At 65.9% G+C, this 15,347-nt stretch carries 17 protein-coding genes; 6 read left to right on the top strand and 11 right to left on the bottom strand.

The features are described 5' to 3' along the window. Positions 1-193 precede the first annotated feature (193 nt). Positions 194-514, top strand: a complete 321-nt coding sequence (locus SF06_RS02675; RefSeq protein ID WP_039559854.1) for a DUF2288 domain-containing protein — start codon at positions 194-196, stop codon at positions 512-514. 149 nt (positions 515-663) lie between these two features. Then, positions 664-1,038, top strand: a complete 375-nt coding sequence (locus SF06_RS02670) for a DUF5064 family protein (protein ID WP_027590842.1) — start codon at positions 664-666, stop codon at positions 1,036-1,038. A 107-nt stretch (positions 1,039-1,145) separates the two neighbouring features. On the opposite strand, the gene phnE is transcribed toward SF06_RS02670, so the two are convergent. From phnE to SF06_RS02650, 4 genes are read right to left on the bottom strand one after another with little or no spacing between them, the layout of a single operon-like run. Continuing rightward, positions 1,146-1,913, bottom strand: a complete 768-nt coding sequence (gene phnE / locus SF06_RS02665; RefSeq protein WP_039559851.1) for a phosphonate ABC transporter, permease protein PhnE — start codon at positions 1,911-1,913, stop codon at positions 1,146-1,148. Beyond that, positions 1,910-2,734, bottom strand: coding sequence for a PhnE/PtxC family ABC transporter permease (locus tag SF06_RS02660; RefSeq protein WP_437123609.1), 825 nt, complete (start codon positions 2,732-2,734; stop codon positions 1,910-1,912). Before SF06_RS02660 ends, phnE begins: the two co-directional genes overlap by 4 nt. Next, positions 2,734-3,531 (bottom strand): phosphonate ABC transporter ATP-binding protein, encoded by a 798-nt coding sequence (locus tag SF06_RS02655; RefSeq protein ID WP_039559848.1) that lies wholly within the window; start codon positions 3,529-3,531, stop codon positions 2,734-2,736. The genes SF06_RS02660 and SF06_RS02655 overlap by 1 nt, the downstream gene beginning before the upstream one ends. Then, positions 3,528-4,382, bottom strand: coding sequence for a putative selenate ABC transporter substrate-binding protein (locus tag SF06_RS02650; RefSeq protein ID WP_039559847.1), 855 nt, complete (start codon positions 4,380-4,382; stop codon positions 3,528-3,530). Before SF06_RS02650 ends, SF06_RS02655 begins: the two co-directional genes overlap by 4 nt. A gap of 125 nt (positions 4,383-4,507) precedes the next feature. Between SF06_RS02650 and SF06_RS02645 the strand changes: the two genes are divergently transcribed. Genes SF06_RS02645 through SF06_RS02635 form a run of 3 tightly spaced genes read left to right on the top strand, consistent with a single transcriptional unit; the run spans position 4,508 to position 6,459 of the window. Next, complete coding sequence (locus tag SF06_RS02645) at positions 4,508-5,089, top strand: LemA family protein (protein ID WP_039559845.1); 582 nt, start codon at positions 4,508-4,510, stop codon at positions 5,087-5,089. Then, on the top strand, positions 5,089-5,829 hold the full coding sequence (locus SF06_RS02640; RefSeq protein WP_039559843.1) for a TPM domain-containing protein: 741 nt from the start codon (positions 5,089-5,091) through the stop codon (positions 5,827-5,829). Before SF06_RS02645 ends, SF06_RS02640 begins: the two co-directional genes overlap by 1 nt. 12 nt (positions 5,830-5,841) lie before the next feature. Beyond that, positions 5,842-6,459, top strand: a complete 618-nt coding sequence (locus tag SF06_RS02635) for a TPM domain-containing protein (RefSeq protein ID WP_039559840.1) — start codon at positions 5,842-5,844, stop codon at positions 6,457-6,459. On the opposite strand, the gene SF06_RS02630 is transcribed toward SF06_RS02635, so the two are convergent. After that, positions 6,446-8,371 (bottom strand): bifunctional metallophosphatase/5'-nucleotidase, encoded by a 1,926-nt coding sequence (locus SF06_RS02630; protein ID WP_039559838.1) that lies wholly within the window; start codon positions 8,369-8,371, stop codon positions 6,446-6,448. The genes SF06_RS02635 and SF06_RS02630 overlap by 14 nt on opposite strands. Before the next feature lie 92 nt (positions 8,372-8,463). On the opposite strand from SF06_RS02630, the gene SF06_RS02625 reads away from it, so the two are divergent. Further along, a complete protein-coding gene (locus SF06_RS02625; protein WP_027591844.1) occupies positions 8,464-8,913 on the top strand; it encodes a hypothetical protein in 450 nt (149 codons plus the stop codon). Here the strand turns inward: SF06_RS02625 and rimI are convergent. The 6 genes from rimI to SF06_RS02595 form a co-directional block, all read right to left on the bottom strand. Next, complete coding sequence (gene rimI / locus SF06_RS02620) at positions 8,910-9,365, bottom strand: ribosomal protein S18-alanine N-acetyltransferase (protein WP_039559837.1); 456 nt, start codon at positions 9,363-9,365, stop codon at positions 8,910-8,912. The genes SF06_RS02625 and rimI overlap by 4 nt on opposite strands. Positions 9,366-9,382: 17 nt before the next feature. After that, on the bottom strand, positions 9,383-10,156 hold the full coding sequence (locus tag SF06_RS02615; protein WP_039559835.1) for a hypothetical protein: 774 nt from the start codon (positions 10,154-10,156) through the stop codon (positions 9,383-9,385). Further along, a complete protein-coding gene (locus tag SF06_RS02610) occupies positions 10,153-11,703 on the bottom strand; it encodes a 2-isopropylmalate synthase (protein ID WP_039559833.1) in 1,551 nt (516 codons plus the stop codon). The genes SF06_RS02615 and SF06_RS02610 overlap by 4 nt, the downstream gene beginning before the upstream one ends. A 125-nt stretch (positions 11,704-11,828) precedes the next feature. Then, positions 11,829-12,326, bottom strand: coding sequence for a DUF6160 family protein (locus SF06_RS02605; RefSeq protein WP_039559832.1), 498 nt, complete (start codon positions 12,324-12,326; stop codon positions 11,829-11,831). A 9-nt stretch (positions 12,327-12,335) separates the two neighbouring features. Beyond that, on the bottom strand, positions 12,336-13,862 hold the full coding sequence (locus tag SF06_RS02600; protein ID WP_139326720.1) for a hypothetical protein: 1,527 nt from the start codon (positions 13,860-13,862) through the stop codon (positions 12,336-12,338). A gap of 29 nt (positions 13,863-13,891) precedes the next feature. Continuing rightward, positions 13,892-14,992: a hypothetical protein gene (locus SF06_RS02595; RefSeq protein ID WP_039559830.1), complete on the bottom strand. Its 1,101-nt coding sequence runs from the start codon at positions 14,990-14,992 to the stop codon at positions 13,892-13,894. Positions 14,993-15,347 lie beyond the last annotated feature (355 nt).

Here is a 15,347-nt window from a genome sequence, read left to right as displayed (position 1 = left end):
GATGACTGAAACCACAGGCAGTGCCCGATGAGTGTAGAGCGCCATTTCCCGCCTTGGGAAGCCGCCATGGCCCCGGTCGGAGCGCCTGGTCTCGAATTGAAACAAAGCCTCCGTGCCCGAGCGACGTACCCCATGGTTTTTCCACCGACAGCGGTGCGGGTATCATTGCCGCCCGCTCAATCCGGTGAATGCCATGTCCTCGCAAACCCAAAGCACTCTTTATGCCAAGCTGCTGGGCGAAACCGCCACGATCCGCTGGGAGGAACTGCAGCCGTTCTTCGCCAAGGGCAGCCTGTTATGGGTCGATGCCAGCCTGGATCTGGTGGCCGTGGCCGAAGCCGTGGCCGGGGACGACCAGTCGAAAGTCGCCACGTGGCTGACCTCGGGCCAGCTGGAACGCATCAGCGCCGAGTACGCCGAAGACTGGCAGCGCCGCGATCCGTATCTCTGGGCGGTGGTAGTGGCACCCTGGGTGCTGGTGCAGGAGCGCGCCGGCAGCGCCGCGATGCACTAAGACGGTGCTTCAGCATCCGCAGGAACTGTAGGAGCGGCTTCAGCCGCGACGCCCTTGCGTACCCCGCAGCCTTCGCGGCTAAAGCCGCTCCTACAAAAAACGAATGGCGCCTAGGCTGAGGAAACCCTTCCCCTGCTTCCGAGGCGCCCATGTTCGAACCCGGCCATCTGCACCGCGCCAGCCTGCCGGGCGACTCCCCCGCCTGGCATCTCGACCTCCACTACGAGGTGCGGCACGACGCCCGGGAAGGACCGATGCTCCACCTGCGAATTTCCGGCGAGCTGGACGGCAAGCCTTTCGCCGAGGAGCTGAGCCTGCACCGCGACACCGCGCCGAACTTCGCCAGCCAGGTGGCCCGTATCGCCGAACGTCACGGCCTGCCGGTGGCGGAGCACAGTCCTATCCTGCCGAATCATGCGGAGTACGACCGGATGTTCGAGGACATTCGCGAACGCCTGGCTCTGCAGCCCGGCGAGCCGGTGGATCTGGAGCATGTGGCGCAGGACAAGCCGCCGACGGTGTGAGCGGCGCGTGGTGCACTGTGGGAGCGAATTCATTCGCGAGCTTCTGGTATCAGCCAAGGAAAAGCTCGCGGACAAGTCCGCTCCCACAGGCGCAAGCGCGCTCGCGCTTATTGAGTCACCCAGCGCTGGCGCACCCAACCGCTCAGCGCGTCGACACCCAGCACCAGCAGCAACATGGCGAGGATCACCGTGGCGGCCTGGGCTTCCTGGAACAGGCTCAGGCTGATGTAGAGCATCTGCCCCAGCCCGCCAGCGCCGACGAAGCCGAGCACGCTGGCCATGCGGATATTGTTTTCCCAGCGATACAGCGTGTAGGCCACCAGCTGCGGCCAGACACCCGGCAGCGTGCCGTAGCAGAACGCAGCGACCCGCCCTCCTCCGGCCAGACGCACCGCGTCGGCCGGCTCGGCCGGCGTGTTCTCCAGCGCCTCGGCAAACAGTCGACCCAGCACCCCGGCGGTGTGCAGCGCCAGCGCCAGGGTGCCGGCATTCGGTCCGAGTCCGGCGGCCAGCACCATCAGCGCCGCCCACACCAGTTCCGGAATGGCCCGCAGGGCGTTGAGCAGCAAACGCGACGCCTGCAGCGCCAGGACGCCATAGCGGCCGGACGCCGGCAGCGCCAGCGCCAGACCGAGCAGCGCGGCCAGCAGGGTGCCCAGCGCCGACATGGCCAGGGTTTCCAGCGCGCCGCGACCGATGGCGTTCAGGTGTGGCGCGGAGAAATCCGGCGACAGGAAACCGCTGGCGTAGTCGGCCATCTGGCTCAGCCCGTCAGCGCTGACCAGGTTGGCGAAGTCCAGATCAAGGAACTGGAAGGACCAGAGCGCCGCAATCAGCAAGGCAGCCAGCAGCAGGCCGTTGATCAGGCGTGTCATGTGTAGCGCTCCCGCAGCAGCCGACTGAGCCGGTCGGCCAGCAGCACCAGCAGCAGGAAGGTGAGCAGCATGCTGGCCACTTCGCCGCCGGCGAACATGCGCAGCGACAGGTCCATCTGCTGGCCCAGCCCGCCCGCGCCGACGAAGCCCATCACCACCGAGGCGCGAACGGCGCACTCCCAGCGGTACACGGTGTAGGAGAGCATTTCCGAGGCGGCATTCGGCAATATGCCGTAGGCGAAGGCCGCCAGCCGTCCGCTGCCCGCGCCGAACAGGGCCCGGGTAGGACGCGGATCCACCGACTCGAAGATTTCCGCGTAGACCTTGCCGAGCATGCCGCTGTAGGTAATGGCGATGGCCAGCACCCCGGCGGTCGGGCCGAGGCCAACGGCGCGCACGAACAGCAGGGCCCAGACGATCTCCGGCACGCTGCGCAGCACGATCAGCAGGCCGCGCACCGGCCAGCGCAACGCGACGGCCCACCCGGCCGGACGCCCGCCGCGCGGCAACGCCGACAGCGACAGCGCCCGAGTGGCCAGCAGCGCGCAGGGCATGGCGATCAGCAATGCCAGACACATGCCTGCCGTGGCGATGGCCAGGGTTTCCAGGGTGGCCTGCCAGAGCAGCTGCAGGAAGGACGCATCGTGGGCCGGAGGCCAGAAGCCAGCCAGGAAGCCGCCCATCACAGTGGCGTTGTCAGCGCGGAACAGCGCCGTCAGGTCCAGCTCGCTGAGCGACAGGCCGGGCCACAGCAGCGCCAGCGCCAGCAGGGTCAACAGCAGCCGCGGCAGGGCCGCCGGGTCTCGGGGAAGGCTATTCATCAGCAGCGCGGAATGATCGGTTGCAGCGGCGCGTGTAACTCGGGCGCCTGCTGCAGTTGCGCGTTGGCGTACAGGGCCTGCAGCTCGGCGGCCGTCACCTCGGCGGCGGGACGGTCGAAGACAATGCGTCCGTCACGCACGCCGACGATGCGCGGGAAGTGTTCGAGGGCCAGCTCCACGGCGTGCACACTGGCCAGCAGGCTGATGCCGCGCTGTGCCGCCTCGCGATTGAGCAGCGCCAGGGTATGGCCAGCGAGGATCGGATCCATGGCCGACACCGGCTCGTCGGCCAGCATCAGCTCCGGGGATTGATACAGCACGCGAGCGATGCCGACCCGCTGCAGCTGCCCGCCCGACAGCTGATCGCAGCGCGCGAACAGCTTGTCGGCGAGATCCAGACGCGCCAGCGCGTCGCGTACCCCGCCGCGGTCCAGGGGATGGATCAGGTTCGCCAGCGCACGCAGCGTCGACCAACGCCCGATGCGCCCGGCGCCCACCGCCGTGACCACGCGCTGGCGCGGCGGCAACGGCGGCGCCTGGTGCACCAGGCCAATGCGCGCGCGCAGTCGCTGGCGGGCACGGGACGACAGCCCCCAGGGCTGCTCGCCGAGCAGCTCCAGGCGGCCATGGCTGGGGCGCAAGCGGGTGGCCAGCAGATTGAGCAGCGTGGTCTTGCCGGCCCCGGAAGGCCCGATCACCGCCACTCGTTCGCCGGGCGCCACGCTCAGCTCGATGTCGGAAAGGGTCTGCACCCCGTTGGCGTGGACAAAGCCCACGCCGGCCAGTCGAACACTCACTCCTTCAACAGCCCTGCCGAACGGGCCGCCTGCTCGATGCTCTGGTAGTTTTCCGGCTGGGTTTCGACGAAGCGGCTGGCAGCCTGCAGGTCGAGAATCGCCTTGTGCTCCGGATTGGCCGGATCGAGGGCCAGGAAGGCCGCCTGAATGCGCTGCGCCAGCTCGGCATCCAGGCCGCCGCGCACCGTCCAGTTGTAGTCGTAGTAGGTGGGCGTGGTGGCGAACACGCGCACCTTGCCGGTATCCACCTTGCCGCTGGCCACCAGCTTGTCCCACACCGAGGCATTCAGCACCCCGGCGTCGGCACGACCGGCCTGCACCCAGGCGGCGGTGGCGTCATGGGCGCCGGAATAGGCCACGCGGCTGAAATGCTCTTCCGGCACCACGCCGTCCTGCAGCATGAAGTAGCGCGGCATCAGGCTGCCGGAGGTGGAGGAAATCGAGCCGAAGGCGAAGGTCTTGTCCTTGAGGTCGGCCAGCGATTGCACCTTGGGATCGGCGGTGACGAACTTGCTGGTGAACACCCGGTCCTGCTCGCGCTGCACCAGCGGGCGGGCCTCGGCATCCTTCAGGTGCAACTGCACGAAGGTGAAACCGCCCAGCCAGGCCAGGTCGATGCGGTCGCTGGCCATGGATTCCACCACGGCGGCGTAATCCGAGACCGGCACGAACTTCACCGGCATGCCCAGTTGCTGCTCCAGGTAGGCCCCCAGCGGCTTGAACTTGCGCAGCAGTTCGGTGGGCGCTTCGTCGGGGATGGCGGATACGCGCAGCACCTCGGCGGCGTTGGCGAATGCGGCGGACAGGGACAGGACGACACTGGCGACCAGCGTCAGGGGACGGTTGAGCATGGGATTCTCCGGTTCAATAGCGGAAAAGGGTCGGGCGGCGCGGATTATAGGAGGCGCGCGCAGGCGGCGTAAGGGCTCAATGCGGCTACGCTCATTTTCATGCCCTGCCGACGGAGATCGCCGCGATGCTGCGCCACCTTCCACTGCTCCTGGTCGCACTGCTTTTGAGCGGCTGCGGCATCAACAACATTCCCAGCTATGACGAGCAGGTGAAATCCGCCTGGGCGCAGGTGGAGAACCAGTACCAGCGGCGCGCCGACCTGATTCCCAACCTGGTGGAGACCGTGAAGGGTTTCGCCCGCCAGGAGCAGGACACCCTGACGGCGGTCATCGAGGCCCGCGCCCGGGCCACCTCCATCCAGGTGGATGCCTCCACGCTGGACAACCCCGAGCAGCTGCGCCAGTTCGATCAGGCCCAGCAGCAGCTCAGCGGCGCCCTGAGCCGCCTGATGGTGGTGGTAGAGCGCTATCCGGACCTCAAGTCCAACCAGAACTTCCTGGCCCTGCAGTCACAGCTGGAAGGCACCGAAAACCGCATCGCGGTGGCGCGCCGCGACTTTATCGCCGCCGTGCAGCGCTACAACACCGAGATCCGCACCTTCCCGGGGCGCATCTGGCACACGTTGCTGTACAGCGACATGCCGCTGCGCGAGACCTTCGAGGCCACCGCACCGGACGCCGAGCAGGTGCCGGCCGTGCGCTTCTGATGCTCCGCGCGCTGTCCGGTCTGTGCCTGGTTTTCTGGGCTGTGCTGGCATTCGCCCAGCCGCCGGTGCCCGCGCTCACCGGCCGGGTGGTCGACCGCGCCGAACTGCTCGACGCCGCCCAGGAGGCCGAGCTGAACCGTCTGCTGGCCGGCCACGAGCAGGCCACCGGCGACCAGCTGGTGGTGGTCACGTTGCCCGACCTGGGCGGACGCAGCATCGAGGAAACCGGTCTCACCCTGGGCCGCGAATGGGGTATCGGCCAGAAGGGTCGCGACAATGGCGCGCTGCTGATCGTGGCACAGGCCGAACGCCGCATCCGCATCGAGGTCGGCTATGGCCTGGAGGATCGCCTGACCGATGCGCAGAGTGCACTGATCATCCACAACCTGATCGCCCCGGCGTTTCGCCAGGGCGATTTCGCCGGCGGGATTCGTGCCGGGGTGGAAGGGATGATCCAGGTGGTCGGTGGCGAGCCGATGGAGGGCTATCTACCGGCGCTGGGCCAGCCCGCCCAGGAGCAGCCACCGCTGCTGGTGCTGCTGATTGTGTTCCTGGTGATGCTGGCGGTGATCGGCATCGGCGGTGGCCGTGGCGGCCGCGGCCGGCAGGCGCGCTCGGTCATGGCCGCTGCCGCATTGGGCGCGCTAATGGGCCGGGGCGGGGGTGGCGGATTCGGGGGTGGCGGATTCGGCGGTGGCGGGGGTGGTTTCGGGGGCGGCGGCGCCTCGGGTGGCTGGTAGACGGGAGACGAGATGAGCCTGCTCAACGAACAGGAACAACAGCGGGTGGCCGAGGCCATCGTCCGGGTGGAGCGCGACACCGACGCTGAGCTGGTCACGGTGCTGGCCGCGCAGGCCGACGACTACCGCTACATCGCCCTGCTCTGGGCCGGTCTGCTTGCCCTGCTGCTGCCTGGGCTGCTCAACCTGTTCGGTGAATGGTGGAACGCCCGGCAACTGTTGCTGGTGCAATGGCTGGGTTTTCTGGCTCTGGCTCTGCTGTTTCGCCTGCCCGCGCTGCGGGTGCGCCTGACGCCCCGCGCGGTACGCCACTGGCGCGCCGCCAATCTGGCCCGCAGGCAGTTCCTCGAACAGAAGCTGCATCACACCCACGGCGACGTCGGCATGCTGATCTTCGTCAGCGAGGCCGAGCACTACGTGGAGATCCTCGTCGACCGGGGCATTGCCAGCCGGATCGAGGATGCCACCTGGCAGGCCCAGGTGGACCGCTTCACCGCACAGGTGCGCCAGGGTCAGGTGCTGCAGGGTTTCCTCGATTGCATCGAAGGCTGTGGCGCGGTGCTGCGCGAGCGGCTGCCGGCCAGCCACCCGCACAATCAGCTGTCGGACCGTCTCGTCATCCTGCCCTGACCCGGCGCCACAGGCGCCAGGTCAGCCAGCCGGCCAGCCACAACAACAACGCGCACAGCAGCGTGGCCGTCCATTGCAGCCCACCGGCGTGGCGGAACAGCTCGCTCGGCGCCAGGCTGGCCACCCGCAGCATGCGCTGCTCGGCAGCGGCGCCCTGATCGGTGAGCAGCGCCAGCCCCCGGGCGTCCCGCGCCGGCAGCGCCGCCACATGGTCGAGGAAGGCCTGCCATTCCTTGTATTCCTGGATGCCCGGCGTGTCGGGGTCGCGATCCAGCACGGCATCGCGAATCTGCGCCAGCGGCCGGCCCTCGGCATCCTTGGGCACCACCTCGAACAGGCCGTAGGTCAGCTCGGGAATCAGCCAGGTGAAGCTGCCCACGTAGGTGGTGGCGCCCAGGCTGATCAGTCCGGGGGCGTCCGGGTCCAGCTCGCGATAGCCGCGCTCGGCATCACCCAGCCAGATGCGGCTGACCCGGTCGAACGGCATGCGCCAGGGGTTGTAGGTGAACTTCACGCCGGAGACGCGCGGGTAGTAGCTGTCGCTGTCACGCATCTGATAGGCGAGCAGCAGCACTTCGAGGATCTGGCGGATCTCGCGGGGGGTGAAGTACACGCGCATCAGCGGATAGCCGGGCTGGTCGTCGAACTCGCCGATGCCCAGCGGCGCGACGCGGAACAGGTCCGCCACGCTCTGCACGCCCTCGCGGCCGCGGTAAAGCTCGTCGCGCAGGGTGCCGTTACCGGTGAAGGCGATATCGCTGCCGGCCCCGCGGCGCAGGGCATCGGTAACCAGATTGCCCAGCACCGAGTCGTCGTAGGCGCGCGTCAGGGTGCGCTCGACCCGCGCCAGCGGCTGATCGAAGGCGTAGCCATGGGCGGCCAGCACCCGCTCGCTGACCGCCTGCTGCAGCGCGGCGACCCGCTGGCCGATGGCGGGATCGCCGGGAGTGCGGTCGTCGATGGCGTGTAGGCGATACTCCGCGACTCGGGCGCGCCCCTGCGCATCCAGCGTCATGTGCAGCTCGCCCAGGTACTGGATCTCCGAGCCGACCTGCACGAGGGTGGTGTCGTTGACCCGCAGCGGCTCTCGCAACAGGCTGTGGGAGTGTGCACCGATTACCAGGTCGATGCCCGGCACCTGCTCGACCAGTTCGACGTCTTCGCCGCGCCAGCTGCCGTCTGGCTGCGCGCTGACGCCCATGTGCGAGAGCAGGATGACCACGTCGACCCGCTCCTGTTCACGCAGCAGGCGCACCATGTCGCGGGCGGCGGCCAGCGGGTCGGCGAAGGTCACTGGCGCCATCAGCGGGCTGACCTCCACCGCATCGCGGCCCATCAGGCCGAACAGGCCGAAACGCAGGCCGCCCTTCTCCACGATCCGGTACGGCTGGATACGACCGGCGCGCTGCAGCGCTTCCAGCGCATCGTCGTCGGCGCTCTGGGCAGAGAAACGGATATTGCTGGCCAGGATCGGCACATTCGGTGCGTCGCCGGCCCGCTCGGCGGCCGCGATCATCTGCGCCAGGCCGGCGGGGCGGAAATCGAACTCGTGGTTGCCCAGCGTGGTGGCGTCGTAGCCCAACGCGCCGAGCAGGCGCAGTTCGCCGCCCTCCTCGCGGGCCACCGTGTGAAACAGCGTGCCCATGCTGAAATCGCCGGCATCCAGGGTCAGCAGCGGCACCTCGCCGAGCGCCGCGCGGCGCTCGTGTAGCAACGTGGCCAGACGTGCGACGCCGCCGACGGTCAGGTCGTCGTTCAGGGAATCCGGGCTGTATTCGCTGTTGGGGCCATAGCCCAGCAGCCGCGACTGCCAGTCGTTGGTGTGCAGGACCACGAAGCGGCGTTCCGCCGCTCCACTTGCCAGGCTGGCCATGAGGCAGGCCAGTGCCAGCAGACTACCGATGATGCGCATGTTCACTCCTGTGGGCGCCGCCGACGGCCGGCGCGGCGGAATCATCCCATCTTTGCCCGGTCCACTGCACGAGCAGCCGTGGAGTCCTGGCCATGAACGACAAGAAGCATCCGCCCAGCGGACCCTCCGAAATCGACACGATGGAAGATCGCATGGGCTCGATCGAGCAGCTGGATTTCGACGACCCGGGGCCGAGCGGGCGCTTCGGCGAGCCCGCCCCCCGTGAGGTTCTGGACCAGTTGACCCCGGAACGCGAGCGCGAGGCCGGCATGACCGGCGGAGAATCCCTGGGGCCGGACGTGCATGAGGACGGCATCACCCAGGATGACCTCAGCCCGGAAACCCTGTTCGACGAGAGTGGCGCGCGCTCGCCCCGCGAGCGCGGCCAGGGCCTGCCGGCCGACCAGGACCTGAGCATCGTCGACGAGAGTGAGATCGGCGAGGGCGGCGGGCTGGACGAGGCCGAGATGGCGCGGGTCATGCCGCTGGATGGCCGGCCGGACGAGGAGGAAGACGAAGAGGACGAAGAGGACGAGCGCTAGTCGAGCAGCGTGCAGGCCATGACCAGCGCATCCTCGGAACCGCCGCCGGCGGCCGGATAATAGTTGCGACGCCGGCCGATCTCGTTGAAGCCGTAGCGCTCATAAAGTCGATAGGCGCTGTGGTTGGAGGCGCGCACTTCGAGGAAACACTCCTGGCCGCCGCGCTCCCGCGAGCGGGTCATCAGATGATTCAGCAGGGCCAGCCCGAGCCCCCGGCCCTGGCAATCCGGGGCGACGGTGATGTTCAGCAGGTGGGCCTCGTCGAGGATCAGGTCGATGACGCCGTGGCCAACCTGGCGGCCGGCCTCGAGCATCACCCAGCATTCATACGACTTCAAGGCGTCGCGGAAGATGCCCGGCGACCAGGGATGGCTGAAAGCCGAGCGTTCGATCTCAAGCACGGCGTCGAGGTCCGCTTCGGTCATGGGGCGGAAATGCAGGTTGTCGGTCATGGCGGGTCGGGATTACTTCAGTGGGATTGCCAGCGGCGCATCACCCGGCGCATCGAGCGCCAGAGCTCGGCTTTGAGTGCAGGTTGTTCCAGCAGTTGATCGAGACCCGGCAGCGTCCAGGCAGGCCCCAGCGTTTCGTGGTGCAGCTCGCGCAGGACCGCGCCGGGCTCCAGATCGCCAGCGAAGCGCAGCGCCGAGGCGCCGATCAGCCAGAGGCAGGCGCACGGCGCCTGTTCCTCCAGACGCGCGGCAACGAAACTCTGCACGAACTCGCGGGCCATTTCCGGCCCCTGGTCCAGGCTGCCGGCCTGCAGGAGCGGCCAGCGCACCGGCTCACCCACCAGTTGCGGGCTGTCCGGCAGGCCGGCGGCGCGTAGCAGATCGCGCAGCAGCAGATAGGCGGGATCGCGCCCCTGAAACGTCTCGCCGGTGGGCAGTTCCACCAGCAGCAGGCATTGTCCGGCACGCAGCAGTTGCAGGCTGAAGCGCGGCAGTTCGCTGCTGCGGGTCACCGGCTTCGGCGCGGGCGCTGGTTCGTCCACCACGGCACTGGCCGGGCGGACCTGCGGGCGCAGCTGCGGCCGCGGCAACTCGGCCCGGGGCATCGTTGCAGCCGGCGCTGACACAGCGGTTTCCTGCACTGCAGTCGGCAAACGCTCCGGCACCGCGACAGGCAACGGCAGCCACAGCTCGGCGTTGGACGGCGCAGCAAACGGCAGGGTGCGGCAGGCGGCCCAGCTGTCAATCTGCATGGCGCGCAAATAGGCGCGGCGGCGCGCTTCGTCGATCAAATCCCGGATACCTGCGGATGGGCCTTGCGCGCGCCGGCCTGCATCAGGTTCAGCGCGTTCAGGTAGGCCTTGGCGGAGGCGACGATGATATCCGTATCGGCGCCGTTGCCGTTGACGATGCGGCCATCCTTTTCCAGGCGCACCGTGACCTCGCCCTGGGAGTCGGTGCCCTGGGTGATGGCATTGACCGAATACAGCTGCAAGGTCGCCTGGGAGTGCACCAGACTTTCGATGGCCTTGAAGGTGGCGTCCACCGGACCGGAACCCTGGGCCTGGGCTTCCCGTTCCACGCCATTCAGGTTGAGAACCAGGCGCGCCACCGGCACCTCGCCCATCCGGCTGGTCACCGCCAGGTCGCTCAGCTTGAACGGCTCGGGCATCTCCGCCGCCAGCGTGTCGGTTACCAGCGCCTGCAGGTCTTCGTCGAAGATCTCGTGCTTGCGGTCGGCCAGTTCCTTGAAGCGCGCGAAGGCGGCGTTCAGCTCCGTATCGCTGGCGAAACCGATGCCCAGCGCCTCGAGGCGCGAACGGAAGGCGGCGCGTCCGGAATGCTTGCCCAGTACCATGCGATTGGTGTTCCAGCCCACCGACTCGGCGGACATGATCTCGTAGGTCTCGCGGTGCTTGAGCACGCCGTCCTGGTGAATGCCTGACTCATGGGCGAAGGCGTTGGCGCCGACGATGGCCTTGTTCGGCTGGACGGGGAATCCGGTGATGCCGGAAACCAGTCGGGACGCGGCCAGGATGTGCTCGGTCTCGATGCGCGTGCTCAGCCCGAACAGATCCTGGCGGGTGCGCAGGGCCATCACCACTTCTTCCAGCGCGGCGTTGCCGGCCCGCTCCCCGAGGCCGTTGATGGTGCATTCCACCTGGCGTGCGCCGGCGGCTACCGCGGCCAGCGAGTTGGCCACCGCCAGGCCCAGGTCGTTGTGGCAATGCACGGAGAAGATCGCCTTGTCGGCATTGGGGATGCGCGCCAGCAACTGAGCGATCAGCTCGCCGTACTGGTGCGGAATGGCATAGCCCACGGTATCGGGAATGTTGATGGTGCGGGCGCCGGCATCAATGGCCGCCTCGATGATCCGGCACAGGAAGTCGAGCTCGGAGCGGCCGGCGTCCTCGCAGGAGAATTCGACGTCGGCGCACAGGTTACGCGCCTTGCGGACCGCACGTACGGCCTGCTCCACCACCTGATCGGGCGCCATACGCAACTTGTGCTGCATATGGATGGGGCTGGTGGCGATGAAGGTGTGGATGCGTGCCGAATTGGCGCCGGCCAGTGCCTCGGCAGCGCGCTCGATATCGGCGTCCAGGGCCCGGGCCAGGCTGCAGACAGTGCTGTCCTTGATGGTATCGGCGATGGCCTTCACCGCCGCAAAGTCGCCGGGGCTGGCGATGGCAAAGCCGGCTTCGATGACGTCGACCTTCAGGCGCTCCAACGCCTTGGCGATTCGCAGCTTTTCCTCACCGGTCATGGAAGCACCGGGGCTCTGCTCACCATCGCGCAGAGTGGTATCGAAAATGATGACGCGCTCGCTGCTGCTCATATCGGCACCCTCGGAACCCAAGTCTCGACCCGGCGCCGGTAGTCCCGCACGCCACATGCGGCGAATTGTGGCCGGAAACCTGTCGAGGGGAAAGCACCAGTTCCCGAGTCGGGCCGTCAACGCCTTCAGTTCGAGGGGAAGATGTAAAGGTCGCCGCGCAGTTGCACCTGTCCGTCGGTGTGGAAGGTCAGTAGATCGGTCTGCTGCAGTTCCGGCTGGCTGACGCTGACCTGGTTGGCACCGGAGAGGGTGAACTGGACATCACTGAAATGACTCTCGCGTAACCCCAGCTTGAGTGCGTCCTGATTGAACAGGGCCCCCTCGCCATTGAAGCCGCTATCAATGGTCACGACATCCAGGGTGACGCCATCGAAACTGAAGGTGCCCTTGATGTTGTCGATGGCGATAACCCCGGCACTTTGACCTGGTCGGATCGCGACACGCGCCCCGCAGCCGCCGGGACAGCGCGTCAGTTGCGGGTTCGGGTTGAAGCGGATGGACGCACTGATACTGATGCCGTCCTGGCCATTGACCGCTGCCATCTCCGCCTCTTCCAGAGGCTGCAGATCGGCCAGCGCCAAGGGGGAAAGAATACTCAGCAGACAGGCGAAAGAACGAAGCATGTTTCCTCCTCAGCGCGGCAGATTGACCGTTCGCATGTCCAGGTAGTCGATGCGCAAGCCGCGAATGGCCTGGGAACCCAGGTTGACGTTACTCAACGAAAGGTTGCCGATGCTGATGTTGCTCTTCGGCACCTGAGCATAGAACTGCTGGTGGTTGGCCCATGTCACCCCCGGCAGGCGGAAACGCAGTTCGCCATCATCCAGCACACTGAAGTTAAGGGGCTGCAGGCGCCCATGGCCAAGGTTGAGGTCGAGATAGAGGTTTTTGGCGACCAGACGATTGGCATCGCTGCAATCGCGGCAGGCACCGGCGATCAGCTTGTCGGCGTACAGCTGCATGCTGATCTCACCCACCAGTCCATCCGCATTCCCCCATATGTTCAGATACGAGCCATGCAGGGTGAAACCCTCGATGTTCAGGGAGAAGAAGTCGCTCCGCGTGGTCGTAGCACCCTGGGTCGCGCCGCTGGAACTGCCGCTCCAGGCGGTAGAAGGCAGACTGAACACCGAGCCAAAGCCGATATCCAGGCCCGGAACCCGTGTCTTGCCGTCCTTCAGTGAGGAAGCGACCAGCAGCAGGGATGCCCTGTCCCCTTCCAGCTTGGTGATGCGGCCTGCACTACAGGTGGGCTGTTCAGCGCTCGGTGTTCCGCAGAGGCTGCTGAACTCGTTGTAGTCCTGTGCCCGCTCAGTCAACGTCAGGCCATAGCGTTCTTTCTGCCAGGCCTCGCTCAGTGCGAGGTAAGCAGCCATGAGTTCGTCACTCTTGCCCATGAACGTATCGACCGATGCGTTGTAAGCCCTTACATCGGAGGGGATACAAGCGTTCCCGCACCAGTATTTCTCACCCAGCGCGGGCTTGGGATAGATACCGGTATCCCGGGCCGCCCCGTGCAGGTTCGTCATCGTGCTACGGGCGGTGTTGTACTGGTCGTTGATCGTATCCACGGTCTGCTGCCGGGTCTGGACGAGCACCATGTCGGCATTGATTTCCTGCTGCAGGGTCAGGAAGCCCACCCCTGCATAGCGCTGAAGCAGGGATGACTGCCGAGCCGTCAGGGCGGCCATGTCGGCATTCAGGTTGGTCACGGCCAGATCGGGATTGTTGCAACCCGCCTCGCCAAACAGGCACCCCTGGTAATAAGACCACAGGCCGTACTGATGAGTGTTGTTGAGGGGGTCCGTCCAGGTAGGCGTCTTCAGTTGCAGCGCCTCAACACCAACGGGCAAGGAGGGTACCTGCGCAGCCTCCACGATCCCTAACCGGAAGGGATGCAGCGGGCTGCCGATGGCCGCCAGGGTGTCCAGGGAACCCCGTTGGCTGCCCTGCCCTTTTATATAGGAGTCCTCCAGATGGATAACCACGGGATTGCCATTGGAATCCTTGAAGCCCTCGATCCGCGCCGTCGCCTCCCCCTTGTCGTATAGGAAGCTATCGAGAAAGAAGCCGATCCCGGAACCACTGACCGAATCCAGTTCTCGATCGTCCAGCGGTTGCATTGCACCTGCGTGGGTACTGGCCAGGAGCAGCAGCAAGGCACCATCCCGAGCCCAACGATTCATGATCAGCACCCCGCCGCCTGCGCACCCATGCAAGTTGGTTCACGGGCTGTGCCCCGCAAGGCGTCGAAGAGATTAAGCATGAACGGGTAAATGGTATCTGCGCCGCTGCCTGTCTTCGCGAAATTGGCAAAGGCGCCTCGTTGGGTATCCACGAATTTGCCGGCATTGGCCAGATCCTGCCAGGGCACGTTCTGGTTCTGGATCGAGAAGAAAATCCCCTCGGCGCCGCCTTGGGCAATGTTCGTCTTGGTGGGGTCACCGACAAAAATGGACTTGTAGTTTGTGAGCGGGAAACAGGTGATCAACCCGAGGGCCTCACAATTGCTCGCTTTGGTCAGCGTGGGGATCAACGCCGCAATCAGGCCGGTCTCATCGGTCTGCAACGAGCTACCCGCAGGCACGCCAATGTGTGTGGCGCGGTTGATAGGCACCCCGTCGAGCGTGGTATAGCCGGTGCCCTGCTGCAGAAGCTCCACGGTCGTGTAGACCTCCGTGTCACCTGCCAGCGAAAGCGCGATGCAGTTGATATCCACCAGGCAGCCGAGATTGCTGATCCCGTTCTGCTCCATGTAGAAATCCTTGCCAAGGGAGGCTGGACCATAGATCTTGCCCTGCATCTTGCCGGTCAGCGACAGGATGTCCCCGGAGAGATGACCCATGGAACGACCGAAACCCAAGCGCACACCAGCGACCTCTCGAATCCCCTGGTCGTTAACCTTGAAGGCGAATTCCAGATAGGGATCCTGGATCTTGAACGGCTCCATGGCAGCCGCAGAAGAATCGTTGTTACGAACCCGCCCGAGAGCGAAGTTGTTGATCAGAATGTCAGCGGACTGGTTCGACGCCAGCCCCGGGATGCCAGAGCGGTCGAAGTCACCCAGGCGCAGCTCATCCATGTTGAGGAGGACGTCAATCTCCGCTCCGAAGTTGATGCGGGTGTACTGGTAGCCAGCATAGGTCAGGGCATCCAGACTGATCAGAGCCTGACCGGAAACAGCAGACAGCTCGGCATCGTTCAGAGGTTTCAGTGCTGCTGCGCTGGTTCCGGCGACCAGTGCACCACAGACAAGGCTTAGCAAACGCCCGGCTCGAGGGGTATGCATTCGGGTCTTCCTTGAAAAGTAGAGGCTTCCGAATGCTCCACTATAGGGATTCGCGCCGCTGAGGCAGCCAACCCATAGTCGTGCCGAAAACTCCCCTCCAGGCCGAAGCCCCCCACGAGCGTTACCCTTTTCTACACACCAACTTCGCAACCAGGCCGTGGAAAAGACAAAACCCCAACCCGCGGTTGCGGATTGGGGTTTTGGTTTTAGGTGCTTGACGATGACCTACTATCAGTCTCTTATACACATCTGACGCTGCCTACGACTCCTTACGTGTTTATCCAATGTTATGCCGTTCCATTAAACAAAAAAACATACCAAACAGAAAAAATCAGGAGCAGCAGCAATACTCCAC

The organism is Pseudomonas flexibilis, from assembly GCF_000802425.1.
Lineage (GTDB): Bacteria > Pseudomonadota > Gammaproteobacteria > Pseudomonadales > Pseudomonadaceae > Serpens > Serpens flexibilis.
This window is presented reverse-complemented; position numbering and strand designations above follow the sequence as displayed.

Coding starts and splice junctions, on each gene's coding strand:
- SF06_RS02660 (WP_437123609.1), bottom strand. CDS start 2,734: ATGAATAGCCTTCCCCGAGACCCGGCGGCCCTGCCGCGGCTGCTGTTG.
- SF06_RS02635 (WP_039559840.1), top strand. CDS start 5,842: ATGAGCCTGCTCAACGAACAGGAACAACAGCGGGTGGCCGAGGCCATC.
- SF06_RS02595 (WP_039559830.1), bottom strand. CDS start 14,992: ATGCATACCCCTCGAGCCGGGCGTTTGCTAAGCCTTGTCTGTGGTGCA.
- SF06_RS02630 (WP_039559838.1), bottom strand. CDS start 8,371: ATGCGCATCATCGGTAGTCTGCTGGCACTGGCCTGCCTCATGGCCAGC.
- SF06_RS02650 (WP_039559847.1), bottom strand. CDS start 4,382: ATGCTCAACCGTCCCCTGACGCTGGTCGCCAGTGTCGTCCTGTCCCTG.
- SF06_RS02675 (WP_039559854.1), top strand. CDS start 194: ATGTCCTCGCAAACCCAAAGCACTCTTTATGCCAAGCTGCTGGGCGAA.
- SF06_RS02645 (WP_039559845.1), top strand. CDS start 4,508: ATGCTGCGCCACCTTCCACTGCTCCTGGTCGCACTGCTTTTGAGCGGC.
- SF06_RS02605 (WP_039559832.1), bottom strand. CDS start 12,326: ATGCTTCGTTCTTTCGCCTGTCTGCTGAGTATTCTTTCCCCCTTGGCG.
- SF06_RS02610 (WP_039559833.1), bottom strand. CDS start 11,703: ATGAGCAGCAGCGAGCGCGTCATCATTTTCGATACCACTCTGCGCGAT.
- rimI (WP_039559837.1), bottom strand. CDS start 9,365: ATGACCGACAACCTGCATTTCCGCCCCATGACCGAAGCGGACCTCGAC.
- SF06_RS02640 (WP_039559843.1), top strand. CDS start 5,089: ATGCTCCGCGCGCTGTCCGGTCTGTGCCTGGTTTTCTGGGCTGTGCTG.
- SF06_RS02670 (WP_027590842.1), top strand. CDS start 664: ATGTTCGAACCCGGCCATCTGCACCGCGCCAGCCTGCCGGGCGACTCC.
- SF06_RS02625 (WP_027591844.1), top strand. CDS start 8,464: ATGAACGACAAGAAGCATCCGCCCAGCGGACCCTCCGAAATCGACACG.
- phnE (WP_039559851.1), bottom strand. CDS start 1,913: ATGACACGCCTGATCAACGGCCTGCTGCTGGCTGCCTTGCTGATTGCG.